The 22,248-nt window shown below is 40.7% G+C and carries 20 protein-coding genes; 15 read left to right on the top strand and 5 right to left on the bottom strand.

Features of this window, described 5'->3' with window-relative positions; all coding sequences use genetic code 11:
• Positions 1-151: 151 nt before the first annotated feature.
• Entirely contained in the window at positions 152-2,377 is a 2,226-nt protein-coding gene (locus PHAL_RS0109140) for a S9 family peptidase (RefSeq protein WP_016708095.1), read from the bottom strand.
• A gap of 111 nt (positions 2,378-2,488) precedes the next feature.
• On the opposite strand from PHAL_RS0109140, the gene PHAL_RS0109135 reads away from it, so the two are divergent.
• Positions 2,489-2,887, top strand: coding sequence for an HIT domain-containing protein (locus PHAL_RS0109135; RefSeq protein WP_016708094.1), 399 nt, complete (start codon positions 2,489-2,491; stop codon positions 2,885-2,887).
• 111 nt (positions 2,888-2,998) lie between these two features.
• Here the strand turns inward: PHAL_RS0109135 and PHAL_RS0109130 are convergent, their stop codons facing one another.
• A complete protein-coding gene (locus PHAL_RS0109130) occupies positions 2,999-4,699 on the bottom strand; it encodes a dipeptidyl-peptidase 3 family protein (protein WP_016708093.1) in 1,701 nt (566 codons plus the stop codon).
• A gap of 275 nt (positions 4,700-4,974) precedes the next feature.
• Here PHAL_RS0109130 and PHAL_RS0109125 point away from each other — a divergent pair, with 275 nt between their 5' ends.
• Positions 4,975-5,814 carry an HDOD domain-containing protein gene (locus tag PHAL_RS0109125; protein ID WP_016708092.1) on the top strand — a complete coding sequence of 280 codons (840 nt, stop codon included), beginning with the start codon at positions 4,975-4,977 and terminating at the stop codon, positions 5,812-5,814.
• An 87-nt stretch (positions 5,815-5,901) separates the two neighbouring features.
• Here PHAL_RS0109125 and rdgC read toward each other — a convergent pair whose 3' ends face one another.
• Both rdgC and PHAL_RS0109115 read right to left on the bottom strand, forming a co-directional pair.
• Positions 5,902-6,813: a recombination-associated protein RdgC gene (gene rdgC, locus PHAL_RS0109120; RefSeq protein WP_016708091.1), complete on the bottom strand. Its 912-nt coding sequence runs from the start codon at positions 6,811-6,813 to the stop codon at positions 5,902-5,904.
• Between the two features lie 131 nt (positions 6,814-6,944).
• On the bottom strand, positions 6,945-8,708 hold the full coding sequence (locus tag PHAL_RS0109115) for a sensor histidine kinase (protein ID WP_016708090.1): 1,764 nt from the start codon (positions 8,706-8,708) through the stop codon (positions 6,945-6,947).
• Between the two features lie 282 nt (positions 8,709-8,990).
• Here PHAL_RS0109115 and PHAL_RS0109110 point away from each other — a divergent pair, with 282 nt between their 5' ends.
• From PHAL_RS0109110 to thrC, 4 genes are all read left to right on the top strand, one after another.
• On the top strand, positions 8,991-9,356 hold the full coding sequence (locus PHAL_RS0109110; protein WP_016708089.1) for a response regulator: 366 nt from the start codon (positions 8,991-8,993) through the stop codon (positions 9,354-9,356).
• 230 nt (positions 9,357-9,586) lie between these two features.
• Positions 9,587-12,004 carry a bifunctional aspartate kinase/homoserine dehydrogenase I gene (gene thrA / locus PHAL_RS0109105; protein ID WP_016708088.1) on the top strand — a complete coding sequence of 806 codons (2,418 nt, stop codon included), beginning with the start codon at positions 9,587-9,589 and terminating at the stop codon, positions 12,002-12,004.
• Positions 12,005-12,013: 9 nt separating this feature from the next.
• The gene (gene thrB / locus PHAL_RS0109100) at positions 12,014-12,940 is read left to right on the top strand and encodes a homoserine kinase (RefSeq protein WP_016708087.1); all 927 of its coding nucleotides are present in this window, start codon (positions 12,014-12,016) and stop codon (positions 12,938-12,940) included.
• Positions 12,941-12,958: 18 nt separating this feature from the next.
• Positions 12,959-14,242: a threonine synthase gene (gene thrC / locus PHAL_RS0109095; protein ID WP_016708086.1), complete on the top strand. Its 1,284-nt coding sequence runs from the start codon at positions 12,959-12,961 to the stop codon at positions 14,240-14,242.
• 100 nt (positions 14,243-14,342) lie between these two features.
• Here the strand turns inward: thrC and PHAL_RS22915 are convergent, their stop codons facing one another.
• On the bottom strand, positions 14,343-14,708 hold the full coding sequence (locus PHAL_RS22915; RefSeq protein ID WP_016708085.1) for a hypothetical protein: 366 nt from the start codon (positions 14,706-14,708) through the stop codon (positions 14,343-14,345).
• Between the two features lie 275 nt (positions 14,709-14,983).
• Here PHAL_RS22915 and glyA point away from each other — a divergent pair, with 275 nt between their 5' ends.
• The 9 genes from glyA to PHAL_RS0109045 all read left to right on the top strand — a co-directional run bounded on the left by glyA (position 14,984) and on the right by PHAL_RS0109045 (position 22,248).
• Entirely contained in the window at positions 14,984-16,240 is a 1,257-nt protein-coding gene (glyA, locus tag PHAL_RS0109085; protein WP_016708084.1) for a serine hydroxymethyltransferase, read from the top strand.
• Positions 16,241-16,343: 103 nt separating this feature from the next.
• Entirely contained in the window at positions 16,344-16,793 is a 450-nt protein-coding gene (gene nrdR, locus PHAL_RS0109080) for a transcriptional regulator NrdR (protein WP_016708083.1), read from the top strand.
• Between the two features lies 1 nt (position 16,794).
• Positions 16,795-17,916, top strand: a complete 1,122-nt coding sequence (gene ribD, locus PHAL_RS0109075; protein ID WP_016708082.1) for a bifunctional diaminohydroxyphosphoribosylaminopyrimidine deaminase/5-amino-6-(5-phosphoribosylamino)uracil reductase RibD — start codon at positions 16,795-16,797, stop codon at positions 17,914-17,916.
• Positions 17,917-17,956: 40 nt separating this feature from the next.
• Positions 17,957-18,613 (top strand): riboflavin synthase, encoded by a 657-nt coding sequence (locus tag PHAL_RS0109070; protein WP_016708081.1) that lies wholly within the window; start codon positions 17,957-17,959, stop codon positions 18,611-18,613.
• A 28-nt stretch (positions 18,614-18,641) separates the two neighbouring features.
• Positions 18,642-19,754, top strand: a complete 1,113-nt coding sequence (gene ribBA, locus PHAL_RS0109065) for a bifunctional 3,4-dihydroxy-2-butanone-4-phosphate synthase/GTP cyclohydrolase II (RefSeq protein ID WP_016708080.1) — start codon at positions 18,642-18,644, stop codon at positions 19,752-19,754.
• A gap of 101 nt (positions 19,755-19,855) precedes the next feature.
• A complete protein-coding gene (gene ribH / locus PHAL_RS0109060; RefSeq protein ID WP_016708079.1) occupies positions 19,856-20,320 on the top strand; it encodes a 6,7-dimethyl-8-ribityllumazine synthase in 465 nt (154 codons plus the stop codon).
• Between the two features lie 15 nt (positions 20,321-20,335).
• Positions 20,336-20,746 carry a transcription antitermination factor NusB gene (nusB, locus tag PHAL_RS0109055; protein ID WP_016708078.1) on the top strand — a complete coding sequence of 137 codons (411 nt, stop codon included), beginning with the start codon at positions 20,336-20,338 and terminating at the stop codon, positions 20,744-20,746.
• A 45-nt stretch (positions 20,747-20,791) separates the two neighbouring features.
• Positions 20,792-21,766: a thiamine-phosphate kinase gene (gene thiL / locus PHAL_RS0109050; protein ID WP_029216092.1), complete on the top strand. Its 975-nt coding sequence runs from the start codon at positions 20,792-20,794 to the stop codon at positions 21,764-21,766.
• Positions 21,763-22,248, top strand: coding sequence for a phosphatidylglycerophosphatase A family protein (locus PHAL_RS0109045; RefSeq protein WP_016708076.1), 486 nt, complete (start codon positions 21,763-21,765; stop codon positions 22,246-22,248). The genes thiL and PHAL_RS0109045 overlap by 4 nt, the downstream gene beginning before the upstream one ends.

The raw sequence follows: 22,248 nt of genomic DNA, 5'->3' as shown, positions 1-22,248 counted from the left end.
AAGATCCTTTGTGTGTGCTCGCATTGTTCGCGAATAACATTAAGCGTAGCTAAAAAGGTATAAAAATCTAGGTAATAAGCGGTTATAAGTGCAAAAAAAAGCTAATTATATAATTAGCCTTTTATGAGTTAATTAAAATAAGTTTACAGTGTTATTCAACGTCAAAATGGCGGTTGAAGAAACTGGTAATGGTTTGATGTAAATGTGTTTGAACATTTTTACCACGTAAACTATGTTTTGAGCCTGGGTAGGTCATCATTTCGAACTGTTGCTCGTTATCCTGTAATTGCTTAAATAATTTAGTGGCATGTGTGAACAGTACATTATCGTCCGCCATGCCGTGATAAATCATTAATGGGCCCTTTAAGCCTTCAGCGTATGGGAACACCGCACTGTCGGTATAACCTTTGCCGTTAGTCTCAGGATGACCTAAATAGCGTTCAGTATAATGAGTGTCGTAGAGTGCCCAATCGGTTACTGGTGCGCCAGATACCCCTGCTTGAAAGTAATCACCCGCTTTAAACATGGTCATCAGAGCCATATAGCCGCCGTAGCTGTGGCCATAAATACCAATGCGTTGTGGGTCAACGTAATCAAGAGTGCGTAAAAACTCTACGCCTTTGATTTGATCGGCTACTTCAACTACACCTAAGTGCTTGTAAATGGCATCTTCAAACTTTTTACCGCGATTGTACGAGCCGCGATTGTCAAGTTGGAATACCACATAACCTTGTTGCGCCATGTATTGAAAGTATAAGTTTTTGCTGCGCCAGCTGTTAGTCACACGTTGTGCGTGTGGGCCGCCATATACATTGACAAGTACAGGGTGCTTTTTACCATCAGCAATAGTAGCAGGTTTAAATAAGCGGTAATGCATTACTTGACCATCATCAGCTTTGATTGTGCCATATTCTGGCTCAGCCAAATCAGTGAGGTAAGGTGTTAAAGGGTGAGTTTTATCTAGTTTATTTTCCTCAAGCCAAGTAATAAACTCGCCATTTATTTTACGCAGTGCAGCAGAGCCTGGTTTATTTACTGACGAGCTGTTATCAATAAATGTTTTACTGTCTTTGGCAATCACTACATTGTGGTATTGGCCTTGCTCAGTAATACGCTTAATATCACCCTTTTTAAATAGCGGGACACTGTATAAGTGGCTTTCAAGAGGAGTATCTTTACGTCCAGCAAAATAGACAATGCCTTTTTTCTCATCAATTCCCTTTAAGCTATCAACGACCCAATCACCGTCAGTGATTTGGCGGATTAATTTACCATTAGTGCGGTAAAGGTATAAGTGTTTAAAGCCATTACGCTCTGAGGCCCAAACAAAGTGTTTTTTGTCTTTTAAAAATTGTAAGTCAAAATGGAGGTTGATCCAGGTATCACTGGTTTCAGTTAACGCAACTTTTTGCTCTTTTGTGTCGCTGTTATAAAAGCGTAATTCTAGTGTGTGCTGAGAGCGGTCTTGCCATTGGTATGATAGCGTGTTGTTATCTTCTAACCATTTTGCACGAGCGATGTAGATATCGTCATCTTTACCTAAATCGACCCAATCAACGCTTTGATCATTAATAGCCACAACGCCAAGTTGAATTTTTACATTGTTAGTACCAGTAAATGGGTAACGCTGGTTGAATAATTTAACTTCTTCAGCATAAATTTCGTTGCGTATAGCTTCTTTAACTGGGCTTTCATCAATACGGGTGAAAGCAATTTTTGATTCATCACCTGACCACCAGTAACCTGTCATGCGGCCCATTTCTTCTTGTGCTACAAATTCAGCCATCCCGTTTTTGATCACGCCACCGCCATCTTTACTCAGTTGGATTTCTTTTCCTGATTTGAGATTTAGCGCATATAAATTTTGTTCACGAACAAATGAAACAAAATTACCTTTTGGTGAAAAACGGGCATCTGTTTCAAATGCTGCTGTGTCCGTTAACTTGCGACTTTTTGCTGATGATAGATCGTAATAATACAGGTCACCATTAAGCGGGAATAATAGCGCTTTACCATCCTTTGACCATTTGTACTCTAAAATACCTTTACCAAAAATACGTTGGCGTTCGCGACGTGCTTTTTCTTCATCAGAAAGGTTTTCTGGGCCAGAAAATAACTGTGCAGAATCCACTAAAATACGATTCTTATTGTCTTTTAAATTGTATTCCCATAAATCATAGCGGTTGTAATCATCGCTTTTACCTTGCAAATAGGTAACACGACTACCATCAGGTGAAAACTTAAGTTGCACAGGCGCTTTACCCGCTAAACTAGGATCATCAAAAATACGTTCTAACGTAAGTGGTTGTGCTTGCACTGTGATGGCTGTTACCACCAAAGGAAGTAAGCATGAGAGGTGTTTAATTTTTTTTAACACGTGTTTACCTTCGCTCGAATAAAAACTGCCACGATGGTAAAGGCAAGCGTGGGCAACTGCAACTAAATGCTATAAAGTAGCTAAAAAGCACTAATGAGTGAGGAATAAAAAATGACGACTGAATTTTCTTTAGCCCCAGAGCTGGCACGTGATTGCATAGAAGTAGCGGATTGGCCTTTATGCAAAGTGTTACTTATGAACGATAGCCAATACCCGTGGTTCATTTTAGTTCCCCGCCAAGCTGGGCTAAAAGAAAGTATCGATTTAAGCGAACAAGACCAATTGGTCCTGATGCAAGAATCAGCCAAGCTAAGCCTATTACTAAAAGATGTTTTTAACCCTGATAAACTCAATGTAGCTGCGCTTGGTAATATGGTGCCACAGTTACATATTCATCATATTGCCCGCTTTAAAAGCGATGCTGCATGGCCTGCACCTGTGTGGGGTAAATTTACGGCAAAGCCATATACACAAGATCAAATAGAGCTGTTAAAGAAAAACTTTGTGTAAGCATGGCAGTTACTTCTCATTGTAGAGTCGCTTGAGATCTTCATCGCGATTTTGTAATAATCATAAATTGCAAAGTGTTACAGCTTAGGCTGTAACACTTTAAAGTTGCCGTTATAGGCCTAACACGTCTTTGCCTTGTTTAAAGGTTACATCGACGGGAATATTCGCTTGGCTCAGTTTTTCTAAATCTTGAGCAAGCTCGGCTTTTATATCACCATGAGTGGCAATCAGTTGATCCACTTTTTGGTAATCACCATCTCCTTGTAAGGTTAAAATCAAGCGTGATAATTTTTCCATTGCTTGACCCATTTTTCCCATGTTTACGCTGTAAAGACCTTGCTCATTTTTAGAGAATGCGCCCTCTTGTGCAAAAAAGTTAAAACGGATCATATTCGCTTTCCCATGAGCACTTGATGCGCCAAAACGTACCGAACGGAAGATGCCAGCCATAAAGGTAATATAGTAATCTTCTAGTGTACCTTCAGTGATTTCACCTTTTTTAAGTAACTGTTCAACCATATACAAACCTAAGATATCGGCTTTGCCTTCTTCAAGGGCACTGGCGTGCTCTTGTAATGATTGGCGCACTGTGCCTTTATCTGTAATAGTGTTTTTTATGCCTAAACCGTGCGCTACTTCGTGGAACATCGTATTGGCAAAAAATGCATCAAAGGTAATATGCTTGCGTTGCTCTGGCACAATGAGTTGTTCGGCAATTGGTACTAAAATTTTATCGAACTTGGCGCGCATCGCATTTTTAAGTTGTAAACGGCGAGTGCCTTTTTCAAGTTGTACCTGCTCATCATTTGGTAGGTTAATAGCAATGGTTTTGCTACCCGCATTTGAGTGACCAGCATAATAAACAACGTCATATGCATTTAGGTCAGCGTCTGAACCTGGGACTTCTTGTTTGTATTTCGCATCTACTGGTAAGCCTTTTTGTAGCTCAGGTAAAAAAGCAGCAAACTTTGCTAGGCGTTCACTCCAGGCTAAATCTTTTACTAGTACATAAGATTCAAACGCTGCACGATAACCAAACAATTGATCTTCATAGGTTTCGATTGGACCAATCACCACGTCAATGGGGTTGTTTTTCATGTCCATCCATGCAAAATCAGATGCTTGATAGTCATCACTTTGTAGCGCGTCGGCACGAAGGTTTAAGTAGTTAGCAAATTCTTTATCATCGGCCAGTTTACTTGCTTCACGCAGTAGGTTTGCCGCTTTTTCAAGAGCTTGCGCGTATTCAATCGAGTAGGCTACGCTATAAAGTTTGCCATTTTCATCACGTTTGATAACTGAATAAAGGCCGCTTTTATCAGTTACATCGGCGTTGTTTAACTCTTCTTTGCTGATGTCTGCTGGGTAAAATTGTGCACCGGCTGTTTTTTCTTCATAACCAGATAAAAACACGTGATCGCCGTTGAGTCTATCCCATGGGCCGTAGTTGATATCTGCGAATTTCTGTACTTTAGGATCGTTAATTTTGGCTAAAAAAGCGGATTTATCTTCACCAAAAGCTTGACGCCAAAATAGCTCATCCATAATTTTTGAAGCATCGATAAGTTTTGCTATTAGAGCTTTTTGATTGTCGCTTAAATGTGATAAATCGGTGGTTAAGCTAAAGTCAGTATAGATATCTAGGCGACTAGCGTCAGTGTTAATAAGTTGTGGGCCGCTATCTTGTTGCTGTTTTACTGGTGCAGCAGTAACGTCAGTCGATGTTTTCGAAGTGTTAGCAGGTTCAGAGCATGCGCTAAGAAACACGACACCGCTGAGAAAGAGTGCTTGGCTTATTTTATTAAGAGTCATTATGTTGCCTGTTAAAAAGTGAGTTGAATATATGCCCTAGGTACAAAGGACTACTGCTTCCTTGTTATCCCAGCATTAAAACAAATCTTGTGCGTAAATAGCAAGCTTCCTAGGTTGTGTTGCGCTAAGGTTTGAGATATAAAATTTATTAGCAAAATAAACTAAACTAATTTCTGTAATTTTCTTAACTTTAGCGGTAACTTAGACAATACTGTATCTATAAGAATCCATGATTTGAGCATTTCAACAAATCAATACAAAAGGATGGCACATCTATGTCAACAGAAAACGCACTACTGACCATTTTGGTTGATCGTATTAATAATGACACATTAGTTTTACCAACCCTTCCTGAGGTTGCGGTGCGTGTACGCCAAGCTGCCGATAATCCAGATGTAAATTTAGCGCAAATGGCTGATGTTATTTCCCATGATCCGGCATTAGCTGCACGCATGATAAAAGTTGCAAACAGTGCCTTTATGGGGCGCTCAGTTAAAGTTACGAACCTTAATCAAGCAGTCACCCGAATTGGTTTGCGTCAAATTAAGAATATTGCGACAGCAATGGCGATGGAGCAACTATTTGTTTCAAACAATGAATTGATCAAAGGGTATATGGATAAAGCATGGCAAAAAACACTCAAAGTAGCGTGTCATTCTATTACCTTGATGGAGTTCTTTTTAAAAGAAAATAAAAAAACATCACTCAATCGCGATACCATCACACTAGCTTCACTCGTGTATAACATCGGTGTATTACCTATTTTAACTGAAGCAGAACGCCACCCTGAAGTATTTGCGAATCCAAGCTTTTTAGCGCACGCAATTCAAAAGCTCAGTGGTAAAGTCGGTGGTGCAATTATGCGAGCGTGGGAGTTTACTGATGAGTTTATTGAGGTAGCAGAGAGCTGGGCTAATCCTAATTATCGACCTGAGCATATTAGTTATGTGGACTTCATTCGGATTGGAGCAATTATGGAAGGTATCTTACAGGTTTCAGATAAATCAGCCGCGCTACAAACCTATATCGATAAAGGGGTGATTTCTTCGTTAGATATTTTCTCTACGGATGAATATAACGATGTGCTTGATGATGTTAAATCAGTATTTAGTTAACAATTACGAATAAATAAAAAAGCGCCAAATGAAGTGACCCCCAATAGTTGGGCTATCCAATTACTGGGGGTAATCCTCAGACTAATATTAGGCTAAGTCTTCAACGTCGCCTAAGCCCGCTGTTAATTCTTCTAACATAAGCTTTATTTCTTCTGAAGCGAGAATAAAGTCAGCATCCAGTTTAACCAGCATATCTTCTTTAGGGATGTCAGCATTTTCTTCTTTTAATGTTTCAGAGTAACTAAGGCGCTTAATTGAACCGTCGTTTTGCAACATAAACTTCAATCTTTCTTGCCAATCAAGAGCTAGTTTAGTGACACGTTTACCACTTTCAAGGTGCGACTTTACTTCATCACAGGCAAGGTCATGGCCTTTAAGTTTTACTTGTGCACCACTGTCATCAGCTTCTTCAAGCTCAGCGTCAGAGCCAATAGCAAAGCCTTCAGGGGTACTAAAGTTAGTTAGCCAATCAGTTAAAAATACGTCTAGATCATAGTTCGCAAACGCAGGAACAACAGGTAATGTCCCCAATGATTTACGTAAGAGTGCTAATAGCTCTTCTGCTTTATTAAAGCTGCCGCTATTGACAACAACCCAGCCATTTTCCTGATCGATAAAAGCAAACTGTAAGCTCGATTTTTTAAAAGCTTGCGGTAATAAAGTATGTAAGATGTTTTCTTTCAGTTCATCTTTTTCTTTTTTCTTAACTGGGCGGTTTTCTTCAGCTTCGATAAGCTCTATTTTTTCAGCAAGCATGTCGTTGACCACAGCTGCTGGCAATACTTTCTCTTCACGCTTAGCACAGACTAAAATGCTTTTTTGTGAGAAGTGTGACAAGGTGTCACCGTGTTTACCAAAGGCTTTAGTCCAGCCAAAAGTATTTAAGTCTTGGCTGCCACAAGGACGAAACAAATCTTGTTCTAATGCTTTTTCAAAGTCTTCTTGGGTATATGAAACGTCTTGTTTAAAGCGGTAACAAATAAGGTTACTAAACCACATAGGGAGATTGATCCATTCGGTAAATTTGCCCAATCATAACAATAAAAAGCTGATGCGCAAATGACTGATTGCCCAAACGATTAGCAATTAAGCCAAGAGTTAGGCAAACAGTTTAAGCACATTCAGTGCAGCTAGTTATTAAATATCGACAAAGGCTTGGGCATGTCTTTAGGGAAACTAATATGGTAATGCAGGCCTTCACCAGGTGAACTGGTTACCTCGATCTCACCACTGAGAGTTTGTTTGACCAGATTAAAGGTGATGTGAGTACCGAGCCCACTGCCGCCTTGATCGCGCTTAGTGGTGAAGAACGGGTCAAACAGCTTTTCAAGTTGTTGTTCAGTAACGCCATTGCCATTATCTTTAAAGTCGATAATTACCTGGTCGTCTTCATCTTTAATTGTAATATCAATCATGCCATTTTTGATACCATCAAACCCGTGGATCAATGAATTCATGATCAAGTTTGTGAATATTTGGCTAATGGCACCAGCGGGCAAGTTTAGAGTTAAATCTGTTGGGCAATCTAAATTAATGTGATGACTGGTATTTTTAATTTTAGGATGCAGCGAACGAATAACCTCACCCAAATATTCTTTAAAATTGATTGTGCGCACCGCTTCGCTGGCTTGGTCGACGGCTATTTGCTTAAAGCTGGCAACCAGCTCTGAGGCTCTGTCTAAATTGGTGGTAAGCAAGCTCGTGCTTTGTTTGGCATCATTAATAAATTCTTCCAATGCTTTTGGGGAAAGCGTTTTATCTTGGTACGCAGCTTCTATTTGTAGCAATCGTTCTTGTAAAAATGAGGTCGCAGTAACACCAATGCCAACGGGGGTATTAATATCGTGAGTGATGCCCGCTACAAGCCCACCTAAAGCTGCCATTTTTTCGGAGCCAACTAGGCGCTCTTGCGCCATATTAAGTTCATCGACATAGCGCTGCATTTCGGTTTGTTTAGTCAGTAATTCTTGTTCAGTATGACGGCGTAAATCAATCTCTTCAGTAAGTGTTAGTTTTTGTTTTTCTAGTTCATATTTTTGTTGTTGTAAATCCATCATTGCTTGACTAAGGTTTGAGGTTTTTCGTGCTACTTCTTGCTCTAATTGCAGGTTTTGTTGATCCAGCTTTTCGTTACTGATTATCAATTTTTTTTGTGTCTGTTCAAGTTCTTTGCGGTATTGTACGACCTTATCGATTAGTTTATTGAATGACTCCTCCATTACTTTTAATTCGTTGTGCTCACTGGTTTCAATTTCGATATGTTGGCCTTCAAGATCATTTAATTCAAGGTCTTCAATTTGCTCGGTCAGTTGTGCTAATGGTTCGGTGAGTAATTTTCTAAATGCCATTAGAAATAAAATAATCAAGAAAGTTGTCTTGATCATGGCATTTCCAATTAAAAAATAAATAGAGATCATTATCCGGCTAAATACCACCTCACGGCTTGAAAACAGCGTTACGTCACCCACTTGAGTGGCACGTCCTGAAAATTCAAAAATCAATGGAAAGGTATAGCCAAATAGCCCCGAGGGGGTGTCTTCGATGATGGCTTCTTCTTGCACTAACTGCTGACTGTATAGCTCGCGAATATCCAAAGAGCGGCCAAGTTGAGAAATAATCTCGCCGCTATCATCACGGACAATAATGCCTTCAATCATTGGGATCGCTAATAAACCTTCAGCGGTAGTGATGGTTTGTTTGGTGTTAAGCTCCCAAATTGCACGAGTTAAACTACGGCTGAATGTTTTTTGCAGGGTTGTTAATTCGTCACGGATATAGTCTTTCGTGTTGATATATTCAGCAATTACTTGCCCGCACGTCACTACAAAAGTTAATAAAAAGTAGACGGACAACACACTGGTAAGTAGCTTCTTTGACAGGCTTTTTTGTAGCATGGGTGTCCCATAGCTCCTTTATTTTATACACAAAGCTTAATTCATACCCTAGCAACGAGTACATCCTATACTAAAGTTAGCTAATAAATGTTTAAAAATAAATAAAATAATCTTATTTAACCACACAAACATTACCAACTTTTCTTTTTTTAGCAAAAAGTTAAGCTTATCGCTGTTAAATTTTTGTGCTATAAAATCACACTCACTTTATAACATTATGATTTTTGAGTGACGTTTTGCTGCACTTAATGATCTATTATCGGTATTTTAGTTGTCAATAGTATGAATTTTTCCGTATTGGTATGTGATGATTCTACAGTAGCACGCAAACAAGTTGTGCGCTGTTTAAATGAATGTATTACAGCAGACATCATGCAAGCAAAAAATGGCCGAGAAGCCCTAGAATTACTGCAAATGCATAATTTTGACTTATTGTGTCTTGATTTAACAATGCCTGAAATTGATGGGGTGCAGGTGCTTGAGAGTATCAAGGCGCAGAAAATTGAATGTTTTGTGCTGGTTATTTCTGCCGATATTCAAGATGCGATGAAGCAACGTGTTGCAAAATTAGGAGCTATTGACTTTATTGATAAACCAATAGATAAAACCAGATTACATAAAATCCTGCATAAATTTGGCATTCATTAGATTTGTTTATAACCAAAAAGCATAATTTATCTTTTTATTAAGGGTTGACATTATAGTCATATTTAAGGCAGTCTAAAGGCTATGAAAACAAATAATCACGTATTGACCATTATTATTACAACCACCATTCTAACTGGATAGTGGCATAGGTCGGTGCAACAAATTTAAAGGCCTGTGTTCACTAAGAACACAGGCCTTTTTTCGTTTTATGGGATGAGGAAACATAAAAAATGCGAGTATTAAAATTTGGCGGGTCGTCGCTTGCCGACTTTGCATGTTTACAACAGGTAGCTCAGTTAGTTAAAGCGCAATTAAAAGATGAAATTTTATTGGTGTTATCAGCACCTGGTGGCATGACCGATTCATTGGTTGCTTTAGCCAGTGCCGCAGAGCAGGGGCTTGATTATAGCGAACAATGGTCTGCACTCGTAACGCGCTGCGATAGTTTAAAAGCCGCTGTTACAGCTGACTTTGGAGAAGTACAAAACTGGCCTGATTTAAATGAATTAGAGAATAAACTGGCTGGTGTTAAATTAATAAAATGCTGTCCTGATCAGGTACGTGCGTATGTGATCAGCTTTGGCGAGCGGATCAGCGTGTCATTAATGCAAAGCCTCCTTAGCTCACATAATGCTCGTTACCTTGAAGCAACAGATTGTATCGCCTCAACGGGTGGCTTCATTGATGCTGAAGCGGATCTAGCTGCGAGTAAAGTGCGCTTTCAAGCTGCCCTAAAAGCGGCGCCTGCCACTATTTATATCATGCCCGGTTTTACCGCGAGCAATGAGCAAGGTCAGTTAACAACGTTAGGACGTAATGGCTCTGATTATTCCGCAGCGATTGCAGCAGCCTGTTTAGATGCAGAGGTCTGCCAGATCTGGACTGATGTTGATGGTGTGTATAGCGCGGATCCTCGTTATATTAAGAAAGCCACTAAAGTTGATTTTTTATCATATAAAGAAGCGATGGAGTTATCCTACTTTGGTGCAAAAGTTCTTCACCCTAAAACAATTCTACCGTGTGCTAAAGCGGGCGTACCGTGTGAAATTAAGAATACTCACAACCCAGATGCACAGGGATCATTGATCAGTAACGATAATGTCTCATCAGAGCCAGTTAAAGCGTTATCTAGTTTACAAAATCTTGCCATGTTAACGGTGTCAGGCCCTGGTATGAAAGGTAAAGTGGGCATGGCGTCAAAAGTATTTAATGCCCTTGCTCATGATAATGTATCAATAGTGTTGATCACTCAGTCTTCATGTGAATTTAGTATCAGTTTTTGTGTTCATGAATCTGATTTGCCACTGGCGCTAGAGGCATTACAAAGTGCTTTTGAACTTGAGTCGCAAGCGGGACTGATTGAACCTGTACATGTACAACGAAACTTAGCGATTGTTACTTTAGTAGGTGACAATATGCGCGCTCACAAAGGGTTAGCGGCTAATTTTTTTGCTTCCCTTGCCCAAGCTCAAGTGAATATAGTTGCTATAGCGCAAGATTCAACAGAAAGTGCTATTTCCGCCGTGATCGACGGCGAGTTGTGTAACGATGCAGTAAAAGTATGTCATGAAAACTTCTTCACTCATATTCCATCTATCGATGTATTTTTATTAGGTTGTGGTCTAGTTGGTCAAGAACTGATTCAACAACTAGAGCGTCAGCAAGCATGGCTTGAAAAGCGTAACATTAAGCTTAACTTATATGGCGTAGCAAACTCTCGTCAGTTACACCTTGATAGCGAAGGTATTGCTTTTGATGACTGGCAGCAAAAGCTTGCTGTATCTGAGCAAGCGTTTGACTTAAAACTAGTTGAACAATTTGTAAAGCAAAACCATTTGATCAACCCCGTACTGGTTGATTGCACGTCGTCGGATGCGTTAGCCGCTCAATATGTGGACTTTTTAAACGCAGGCTTCCATGTGGTAGCGGCAAATAAAAAGGCTAACACTAGTTCGTATGTGTATTATCAAGACTTAATTGCAGCAACACGTAAGAACAATCGTAAGTTTTTATACGAAACTAACGTAGGTGCCGGTCTTCCTGTTATTGATAATTTACAATCACTCTTCGGTGCAGGTGATGAGTTACTTGAGTTTAGCGGTATTTTATCTGGTTCATTGTCGTATATGTTTGGTGCGCTACAAGATGGTTTATCATTATCTGAAGCAACGATTAAAGCCAAAGAAAGCGGTTTTACAGAGCCTGATCCGCGTGATGACCTATCGGGCACCGATGTTGCTCGTAAGCTATTAATCATTGCCCGTGAAGCCGGTATGAAACTAGAGCTTAGCGATATTGAAGTGGAATCAGTACTGCCTGGTGGGTTTGCACAAGGTGACAGTGTTGAGGAGTTTATGGCTAAACTACCGAGTTTAGATGCCGCATTTAACGATCGCATCGAAAGTGCAGCCAGTGAAGGGAAAGTGCTGCGCTATGTAGGCACAATTAAAGAAGGTCACTGTAAAGTGGGTATTGAAGCGGTAGATAGCAAACATGCACTTTCAGTTATTCGTGATGGTGAAAATGCGCTGGCAATTTTAAGTGCGTACTATCAACCACGTCCATTTGTTATTCGTGGTTATGGAGCGGGCTCTGCGGTTACCGCAGCCGGTGTATTTGCTGATATCTTAAAAACGTTATCACGCTAGGAGAATCGTATGATTGAAGTATATGCTCCGGCCTCAATAGGCAACTTTGCAGTCGGTTTTGATGCCTTAGGTGCAGCACTTGCACCTATTGATGGCACTTTATTAGGTGATGTGGTTGCGGTAAGTCCTGCACAAAACGATGAATTTATTTGCTCTGGTGAATACGCCCACAAGCTGCCAAGTGATGCCAGCGAAAACTTAGCGTATCAGTGTTTGGTGCATTTTCGTGAACATGTTGCGCCAACCATGCCAAGCGTAAAATTGGAGTTGAAAAAGAATTTACCAATAGGTTCTGGTTTAGGCTCAAGTGCCTGCTCTGTTGTGGCAACGTTTGCTGCATTGGATAAATTTGCCGACACTAAACTTAGCCAAGTGCAACTTATTGAGTTAATGGCAGACTTTGAAGCAATCGTCAGTGGTGGTCGTCATTACGATAACATCACACCATGTTACTTAGGTGGTTTGCAGCTAACGGGTGATCTAATTCCAAACAAATCAATCGCCTTGCCGGTTGATGAAAGCTGGTATTATGTGGCCGCTTTCCCTGGCTTTTCACTTAATACTGCCAAAGCACGTTCAGTGTTGCCAAAAGAATTAAGTATGCATGCCAGCGTTGAATTTGCGCAGCGCTTATCTGCGTTTAGTACACTATTGCTAACCAGTCGTTTTGATGAGGCATTATCAATAATGAGCGATGAAATAGCTGAACCTTATCGCGCACCGCTTATCGCTGGGTTTAATGAAGCGAAACTCGCATTACCCGATTTAGGCGCGGAAATAGTCAGTATCTCAGGCGCAGGGCCGACATTATTTACCGTGTGTAAAACACTTGCAGCGGCTCAGCAATGTGCACAGTGGCTTGAACAAAACTATATCAATGAACAAGGCTTTTGCCATATTTGTAAGCTCGATAACGCCGGCACGCGTCAGTTATAAGAATTTAAGGAATTAATAATGCAATTACATAATTTGAAAGATGATTCACAAAAAGTGTCGTTCGTTGAAGCGGTTAAAACAGGTTTAGGGCGCAATCAAGGGGTATTCTTTCCTGAATCATTAGCACCAATAGGTGATATTGATGCGTTGCTGGACATGGACTTTGTATCGCGTAGCAGTAAGATTTTATCGCATCTAATTGGTGATGAATTACCAGCGGATACCGTTGCACAGATGGTGCAAAATGCCTTTAACTTCCCAGTTAAATTGGTTGAAGTAGAAGACAACATTTATTGTTTAGAGCTGTTCCACGGACCAACCCTTGCGTTTAAAGACTTTGGTGGCCGCTTTATGGCTGAGTGCTTAGCGCAATTTAGCCAAGGTGAAAAAACCACTATACTAACGGCCACCTCAGGCGACACTGGTGCCGCAGTTGCGCACGCATTTTATAATAAACCAAATATCGATGTTGTTATCCTATATCCAAAAGGAAAAATTTCATTAGCGCAACAAAAACTGTTTACAACACTGGGTAATAACATCCACTGCTATGCAGTTGAAGGCAGCTTTGATGATTGCCAAGCGATGGTTAAGAATGCCTTTTTAGATGATGAAGTTAAATCGCGCTTAGGGTTAAATTCAGCTAACTCAATAAATATCAGTCGCCTAGTTGCTCAAGTGTGTTATTACTTTGAAGCAATCGCACAATTACCAAAAGATCAGCGCGCTAACGCGCATATCTCAGTGCCAAGTGGTAATTTTGGTAATGTATGTGCCGCAATGATTGGTGCTGTTATCGGCATGCCAGTTGGTAAACTTAGTGCGACAACAAATCAGAATGATACTGTACCGCGTTTTATTCTTGATAAAAACTGGGCACCAAATGCAACAATTGAATCGCTATCAAATGCAATGGACGTGAGCAAACCTAATAATTGGCCTCGCGTACAAACCATGCTTGATAACAATTGGTTTAGTTATGATGACTTTTATTCAACTAGCGTTGATGAAAACGATACACAAGCAGTGATGAAAAAAATTCAACAAACAGGTTATATTGCTGAACCTCATACTGCGATTGCATATCAAGGCTTGAAAGCTAGCTTAGCTGCTGATTCTGCAGGTATTTTCTTAGCTACAGCACACCCTGCTAAATTCAAAGAAAGTGTTGAAGAAATACTTGATATTGAACTTGAAATGCCAAAACCGTTAGCAGATGCACTAGCTAAAACGTGTTTAGCTGAAGATATTAGTGATGACTATAACGTTTTACGCGACATTCTATTAGCCAAGTTAGGCTAGTACTAGATTGTAGAACTAAGTTTGAAAAATGAGCGGTATGGCAATCTGTCATACCGTTTTTTTTAATCTTTAGAACGTATTGGATACAGCATTCTTTTATTTATACTAGAGAACGAGTTCGGCGATTTAAAATACGCAAAAATAAAATTAATAACCCACAACAACAGATCACAACACCCGCAGGATATATAAATTTATAAGGTATCCAGCGCATTACTAGTATGCCTACTATAAGTAGTAGAAATGGCTTAAATTCATAATAGTAAAAGTTTTTATTAGCACGGATACGATTTACTTGGTGATCTTTTCGTCGCGCATTAGAACGTAGTCGCCAAATATTTGCACCATTAAAAAATAGCAACACACCTAATGCGGTTGGCAGTAAGGCGCTGGAAACGACCATGCAAAAGCTACCAAAAGCGATATAAAAATAAGGAATTGATTCGTAGATAGGTTTAGCCAGCATAATAAATTAGTTCATCATCCATGATTATATTTCATACAAGCCTAGTGTAATAACTGGTAAATATAAAGAACTTTAGCATTAAGAATATAAATGTCGAACACTTTAATTTATTAGTTTTACTTATGTTTTAATAAAAAAATATCATTACAAAAACACTGTGAATTAAATTCAATCCCTGTTTAAATATGTTCATCTTAACACCATAGGCAAATTGACGTTTTCAGCGTATAATTCAGCCTTTAAAAAATACCATACACGTTGCCCTAGGAGCCCCCATGTTAGAACGTAGCATGAATATTTCGGATTTTGATCCAGAGTTATTTGACGCAATCAACAAAGAGACTGCTCGTCAAGAAGAACACATTGAGCTAATTGCATCTGAAAACTACTGTAGCCCACGCGTACTTGAAGCGCAGGGTTCTCAGTTAACGAACAAATATGCTGAAGGCTACCCAGGCAAGCGTTACTACGGTGGTTGTGAGCACGTTGATGTTGTTGAGCAACTTGCTATTGACCGCGCTAATGAGCTATTTGGCTCTGAATATGCAAACGTACAGCCTCATGCAGGTTCACAAGCTAATGCAGCTGTATTCTTAGCATTATTAGAAGCAGGTGATACGGTACTTGGCATGAGCTTAGCGCATGGCGGTCACTTAACGCACGGTTCACATGTAAGCTTCTCTGGTAAGCTTTACAATGCAATCCAATATGGATTAGATGAAGCGACTGGCGAAATTGATTACGCACAAGTTGAAGCGCTTGCGCTTGAGCACAAGCCAAAAATGATTATCGGTGGTTTCTCTGCATACTCAGGTATTGTTGATTGGGCTAAATTCCGTGAAATCGCTGATAAAGTAGGTGCTTACCTATTTGTTGATATGGCTCACGTTGCAGGTCTTATTGCTGCGGGTGTTTACCCAAGTCCAGTACCACATGCGCACGTTGTTACCACGACTACGCACAAAACTTTAGCGGGTCCTCGTGGCGGTCTAATCATCTCTGCGTGTGGCGATGAAGCTATCTACAAAAAGCTAAATAGCGCTGTATTCCCAGGTGGCCAAGGTGGTCCTTTATGTCACATCATTGCTGCAAAAGCAGTAGCATTTAAAGAAGCACTACAACCTGAGTTTAAAGAATATCAAACGCAAGTTGTTAAAAATGCGCAAGCTATGGTTGCAGTTATGCAAGAGCGCGGCTACAAAATCGTTTCTGACAAAACAGAAAACCACTTGTTCTTACTTGATTTAATCGATAAAGATATCACTGGTAAAGACGCTGACGCCGCACTAGGTAATGCAAACATTACAGTAAATAAAAACTCTGTACCTAATGATCCGCGTTCACCATTTGTAACGTCAGGTCTGCGTATTGGTTCTCCTGCAATCACACGTCGTGGTTTTAAAGAAGCTGAATCAAAAGAGCTTGCTGGCTGGATCTGTGATGTACTAGACAACATCAATGATGAGTCTGTGCAAGCACAAGTAAAAGAGAAAGTTAAAGCAATCTGTAAAAAATTACCAGTTTACGCTTAATTGTTAAGCTAGCAGTAATTTAGATCACAATAGCGTTGTTTTTTGCTATTATAAAGGCCGCTTAAAAGCGGCCTTTTTTGTTTTTTAACGGAAGCTAATACTTATGCATTGTCCATTTTGCACCGCAAAAGATACCAAAGTGATTGACTCGCGCCTTGTTGGCGGTGGTCACCAAGTAAGACGTCGTCGTGAATGCAATGAATGCCATGAACGCTTTACTACCTTTGAAGGGGCAGAGTTGGTAATGCCAAGAGTGATCAAACAAGATGGCAGCCGTGAACCGTTTAATGAAGATAAACTCCTTAATGGTCTACATCGCGCATTAGAAAAACGCCCCGTTAGTACAGAGCAAGTAGATGAAGTAGTTAACATTATAAAATCGCAACTACGTGCCACCGGCGAGCGAGAAATATCAAGTCACTTAATTGGTGAATGTATAATGGAAGCACTGAAGAAGCTTGATAAAGTTGCTTATGTAAGGTTTGCCTCCGTATATCGCTCATTTGAAGATATCCGAGAATTTGGTGAAGAGATCGCCCGCTTGGGAGAATAAAATGCCCCTATCACATTTCACTGAGCAAGATCATATTTATATGGCACGTGCGATCGCGCTTGCCAAGCAAGGGCGCTTTACCACAACACCCAACCCTAATGTAGGTTGCGTGTTGGTAAAAAACGGAACTATTGTAGGTGAAGGCTTTCACCAAGTTGCCGGCCAAGGTCACGCCGAAGTAAATGCACTTTTGATGGCAGGTACACGAGCTACAGGTGCCACTGCTTATGTTACCTTAGAGCCATGCAGCCACTATGGCCGCACACCACCTTGTGCCGAAGGTTTAAAAGCAGCAGGTGTGGTAAAAGTAATTGCCGCTATGGTGGATCCTAATCCGCAAGTGGCAGGTAAAGGTTTAGCCATTTTAGCTGATGCAGGCATTGAGGTTGCATCTGGCTTGTTAGAGTCAGAAGCTCGCTTGTTAAACCGTGGCTTTTTAAAACGCATGGAACAGGGGATGCCGTTTATCACCTGCAAAATGGCGGCAAGTCTTGATGGTAAAACAGCCCTTAAAAACGGCCAAAGCAAGTGGATCACGGGCAGTCCTGCTCGCCAAGATGTGCAATTACAGCGTGCCCAAAGTTGCGCTATTTTAACGGGTGCAGACACCGTCCTAATGGATGATGCAAAGCTTAATGTGCGGGTTGATGAGCTGCCTGAGCCATTACCCACTCAATTGCCGGTTCGTCAGCCTGTGCGTATCATTATCGATTCACAAAATCGTTTAACGCCAGATTTAGCCTTATTTAGCATTGCAAGCGAGATAATAATTATCACCACTGAGCTTGATAAATCAGTACAATGGCCGCATTACGTAAGCCATATTGTGGTGCCTGAAAAAGAATGTAAAGTTGATTTAAAGATCGCTTTACGACAATTGGCGCAAGAGCAACAATTTAACCATATTTGGTTAGAAGCAGGGGCAACCTTAGCGGGTAAAATGGCTGAATGTCATTTAATTGATGAATATATTATCTATCTAGCACCGAAACTGTTAGGAAATGACGCTAAAAGCTTACTAAACTTTGCCGAACTAACCTCTATGCAAAACGCGGTCGATTTAACAATTAATGAATGTGTATTGATTGGTAATGATATTCGTATAACTGCAATACCGCGTTGAGTTGCATTGCCTTAACCAAATTATTTAAAGAGTAACGACTATGTTTACTGGGATCATCGAAGCGACTGGCACGATCAGCGAATTACAGCAAAAACAAGGCGACTTAGCTATTCGCATTCAAAGTAATAACCTTGATATGTCGGATGTCAATTTAGGTGACAGCATTGCAACAAATGGTGTGTGCTTGACCGTAGTGGCAAAGCACAGCGACGGCTTTAGCGCTGACTTATCGAATGAAACGATAGGGTTAACTGGCTTTGCCCATTATAAACAAGGGCAAAAAGTAAACCTTGAAAAAGCGATGCAACCGGTGTCGCGACTGGGGGGGCATCTAGTGTCTGGGCACGTTGATGGAATTGCCACCATTACAGCTATTACGGCCAATGCACGTGCGACTGAGTACTGGTTAAATACCGATCCCCAACTAATGAAATACATACCTTACAAAGGCTCGGTTTGTATTGATGGTATAAGCCTTACGGTTAATGCAGTAGAAGATAATAAATTTAAATTGACTATCGTGCCGCATACTAGCGAACAAACAACGATTGCTGATTTTAAAGTAGGCACGCAAGTGAACCTCGAAGTTGATCAAATTGCCCGCTATTTAGAGCGCTTGATCAAAGGGGCGGAGCAACCAGCAAGTTCTGATATTTCAATGAGCTTACTCGCCCAAGCCGGTTTTATTAAGTCCTGATAAACTCCACAACTTACACGAGCAGATTATGAATTTACACAGCGCACAAGAAATTATTGATGACATTAAAGCCGGTAAAATGGTTATATTGATGGACGATGAAGACAGAGAGAATGAAGGTGATTTAATTATTGCCGCTGAACATATCAGTGCTGAAGCAATCAATTTTATGGCAACTCACGGCCGTGGTTTGATCTGCTTAACCATGACGCAAGAGCGTTGTGAACAACTCGATTTACCACTAATGGTGAAAAATAATGGTGCGGCATTTTCCACTAACTTTACTATGTCGATTGAAGCCTCTAAAGGGGTGACCACAGGTATTTCAGCTGCTGATCGTGCACGTACAGTACAAGCGGCCATTGCGAAAGGTGCAGTGCCAAGTGATATCGTACAGCCAGGGCATATTTTTCCTATTATGGCACAGCCAGGTGGCGTGTTAACTCGTGCGGGGCATACTGAAGCCGGTTGTGATTTAGCGCGTTTAGCAGGTTTAGAGCCTTCATCGGTGATTGTTGAAATCCTAAATGCCGATGGCACTATGGCACGCCGTCCAGATTTAGAAGTATTCGCCGAGCAGCATAATATCAAAATTGGTACTATTGCCGACCTTATTGAATACCGCAATATGAATGAAACGACGATTGAACAAGTGGCAAAGTGTAAATTGCCAACTGTGCACGGTGAGTTTGATTTAGTGACTTATAAAGACACTATTGATGGTCAATTGCATTACGCATTGCTCAATGGCGAAGTGAAAGCCAATGAACCAACCTTAGTTCGCGTACATTTACAAAGCACCTTTAATGACATTTTATTATCTGATCGCAGCGCCGATAGAAGCTGGGGTTTATCAGATGCGATGGCTTATATCGCAAAACACCAAGGGGTGTTAGTGATCCTTGGTAAACAAGAGTGTACAGATGAATTAGAAGCGACAGTTAAAGCCTTTGCTGCGGAAGATGCTGGTGAAACAGTGGCGCATCGTAAGTTCCAAGGAACATCACGCACTGTTGGTGTAGGTTCACAAATTTTGGCTGACTTGGGCATCGAAAAAATGCGCTTAATGAGTCTACCTAAAAAGTACCATGCACTATCAGGCTTTCATCTGGAAGTGGTTGACTACGTTGAACCACAATAAGCACGACGCTTAAACTAGGCTATTATTTTATTTATATGGTATGATACGCAGCAATTTTTGCGCAATCGCAACCGCTTGAACTTATTTTTTAGGGTTATCGAATGAAAATTATTGAAGGTAATAAATACGCTCCGGGTAAGAAATTCGCTATCGTAATTTCTCGCTTTAATGACTTTATTGGTAGCAGCCTTTTAGCTGGTGCTGTTGATGAATTGAAACGTACTGGTGGTGTATCAGATGATGATATAACGGTAGTTTATGTACCGGGCGCCGTTGAATTACCTTTAGCAGCGAAACGCGTTGCAGCAAAAAAAGAGTATGATGCAATTATTGCTCTAGGCGTTGTGATCCGAGGTGGAACACCACACTTTGATCTTGTCGCAGGCGAGTCTAATAAAGGCTTAGCGCAAGTGTCGCTTGAGTATGATATCCCAGTTGCATTTGGCGTATTAACCACAGAAAGCATTGAGCAAGCGATTGAACGCGCGGGCACTAAAATGGGCAACAAAGGCGGTGAAGCTGCTTTAGGTGCACTTGAAATGGTTAATGTGTTAGATAAAATTTAAGTTTAAGGAATTTTTGTGAAACCAGCAGCAAGACGTAAAGCACGTATCTTAGCACTTCAAGCCGTTTATTCTTGGCAACTTAGCGGCAATGCAATTGCCGATATTGAACAACAAATGTTGATCGAAAACGATGTGACTAAAATTGATGTTGAATACTTTAAAGATCTTTCGCGTGGTGTTGCGGTAAATCATAAGCAACTAGATGAAGCTGTATCGCCACATTTAACGCGTCCATTTGATGAGTTAGATATGGTTGAAAAAGCAATTTTACGTTTAAGCAGCTATGAGCTGAAATTCCGTGAAGATGTACCATATAAAGTGGCTATCAATGAAGGTATTGAACTTGCTAAGATTTTTGGCGCTGAAGATAGCCATAAATTTGTTAACGGTGTACTTGATAAAGCGGTAAAGCAGTTACGTAAGTAATGTGCACCGTAAAAGGAGAGCCGGCATAGGCCGGCTTTTTTGTGTATGAAGGAATTTGAATTAATTAATCGCTACTTTAAAGGTCGCGGTATTAGTCGCCGTGATGTTAATTTAGGGATTGGTGATGACTGTGCTTTGGTTACTGTGCCTGAGAATTGTCAACTAGCCGTCACCACGGACACACTAGTCGCAGGCGTACACTTTTTCGATGACATTGCACCACGTGCTTTAGGACACCGTGCATTAGCGGTAAATTTAAGTGATTTAGCCGCAATGGGGGCTGAACCTACATGGGTTTCAGTGGCATTAACCTTACCTAGCATTGACGTTGAGTGGCTTGAAGAGTTCACCGAAGGTATGCACGAAATTGCTGAATACTTTAACGTGCAAATTATCGGTGGTGATACCACACAAGGACCGTTAACAATCACTATTTGCGCAAAAGGTACCGTGCCTGAAGGTAAAGCCCTGCGTCGAAGTGGCGCTAAAGTAGGTGATTGGGTTTATGTTACAGGGCCACTAGGTGATGCTGGCCTTGCTATTGAGGCGCGTAAACAAGGGATCAAAGTCGCTCCCGAGTATTTAAGTTATATGAATCAGCGCTTTGATTATCCAACACCGCGTGTTGCAGCAGGACAAGTATTACGTGGCTTAGCATCGGCGGCTATTGATATCTCTGATGGACTGGTTGCAGACTTAGGGCATGTACTGGCAATGTCTCAAGTAAGTGCGTGTATTGATGTTAATAAAATACCAACCTCAGATGCAATGCGTGCTACTTTAGATAAAAATCAGCAACTGCCTTTTATTCTCAATTATGGGGATGACTATGAGTTACTTTTTACTGTGCCTGATAGTAATAAAAGCATGTTGGAAGTGAAATTACAGCAATATGGGGTTGATGCCGCCTGTATTGGTCAAATAAAAAGTGGTGAAGGGCAAATTGAGCTAATGCTTGATGGCGAAAAGCTAGCATATGAACATACTGGTTTTGAGCACTTCACCAAGGAGTCGGTTTGAATAAACCCGCGTTATTTAATTTAAAACGCCCTCACCAATTCTTTGGTTTGGGCTTTGGTTTAGGGCTGGCACCTAAAGCACCAGGTACATTTGGTACATTTGCAGCACTGCCGTTTATTTTTACTACTATGTATTTTCCACTGTGGTTACAAATAGTGTTTGCAGTGGTGATCAGTGTTTTTGGTCTTTGGGCGTGTGGAAAAACCGCTGATGATCTTGGGGTGCATGATCATCCTGCAATTGTGTGGGACGAAGTGGCCGGCTTTTACATTACCATGATAGGTGCCGCGATCAGCTGGCAATCTTTATTAGTTGGTTTTGTCCTGTTTCGCTTTTTTGATATCGTTAAACCTGGGCCGATCAGAATACTCGATAAACGCTTACACGGCGGCTTAGGTATTATGGCTGATGATGTTTTAGCGGGTATATTTTCTTTAATTTGTGTTCAGGCATTGTTTAAAATGGGTTATTTGCCCTTTTAA

Source organism: Pseudoalteromonas haloplanktis ATCC 14393, from assembly GCF_000238355.1.
GTDB classification, from domain to species: domain Bacteria; phylum Pseudomonadota; class Gammaproteobacteria; order Enterobacterales; family Alteromonadaceae; genus Pseudoalteromonas; species Pseudoalteromonas haloplanktis.
This window is presented reverse-complemented; position numbering and strand designations above follow the sequence as displayed.

Bases quoted from the DNA above. Each gene is read 5' to 3' on its own strand.
- PHAL_RS0109135 (WP_016708094.1), top strand. From the start codon at position 2,489: ATGACGACTGAATTTTCTTTAGCCCCAGAGCTGGCACGTGATTGCATA.
- PHAL_RS0109115 (WP_016708090.1), bottom strand. From the start codon at position 8,708: ATGCTACAAAAAAGCCTGTCAAAGAAGCTACTTACCAGTGTGTTGTCC.
- thiL (WP_029216092.1), top strand. From the start codon at position 20,792: ATGAAGGAATTTGAATTAATTAATCGCTACTTTAAAGGTCGCGGTATT.
- ribBA (WP_016708080.1), top strand. From the start codon at position 18,642: ATGAATTTACACAGCGCACAAGAAATTATTGATGACATTAAAGCCGGT.
- PHAL_RS0109070 (WP_016708081.1), top strand. From the start codon at position 17,957: ATGTTTACTGGGATCATCGAAGCGACTGGCACGATCAGCGAATTACAG.
- thrB (WP_016708087.1), top strand. From the start codon at position 12,014: ATGATTGAAGTATATGCTCCGGCCTCAATAGGCAACTTTGCAGTCGGT.
- thrC (WP_016708086.1), top strand. From the start codon at position 12,959: ATGCAATTACATAATTTGAAAGATGATTCACAAAAAGTGTCGTTCGTT.
- rdgC (WP_016708091.1), bottom strand. From the start codon at position 6,813: ATGTGGTTTAGTAACCTTATTTGTTACCGCTTTAAACAAGACGTTTCA.
- ribD (WP_016708082.1), top strand. From the start codon at position 16,795: ATGCCCCTATCACATTTCACTGAGCAAGATCATATTTATATGGCACGT.
- glyA (WP_016708084.1), top strand. From the start codon at position 14,984: ATGTTAGAACGTAGCATGAATATTTCGGATTTTGATCCAGAGTTATTT.
- PHAL_RS0109110 (WP_016708089.1), top strand. From the start codon at position 8,991: ATGAATTTTTCCGTATTGGTATGTGATGATTCTACAGTAGCACGCAAA.
- PHAL_RS22915 (WP_016708085.1), bottom strand. From the start codon at position 14,708: ATGCTGGCTAAACCTATCTACGAATCAATTCCTTATTTTTATATCGCT.
- thrA (WP_016708088.1), top strand. From the start codon at position 9,587: ATGCGAGTATTAAAATTTGGCGGGTCGTCGCTTGCCGACTTTGCATGT.
- ribH (WP_016708079.1), top strand. From the start codon at position 19,856: ATGAAAATTATTGAAGGTAATAAATACGCTCCGGGTAAGAAATTCGCT.
- PHAL_RS0109130 (WP_016708093.1), bottom strand. From the start codon at position 4,699: ATGACTCTTAATAAAATAAGCCAAGCACTCTTTCTCAGCGGTGTCGTG.
- nrdR (WP_016708083.1), top strand. From the start codon at position 16,344: ATGCATTGTCCATTTTGCACCGCAAAAGATACCAAAGTGATTGACTCG.
- PHAL_RS0109125 (WP_016708092.1), top strand. From the start codon at position 4,975: ATGTCAACAGAAAACGCACTACTGACCATTTTGGTTGATCGTATTAAT.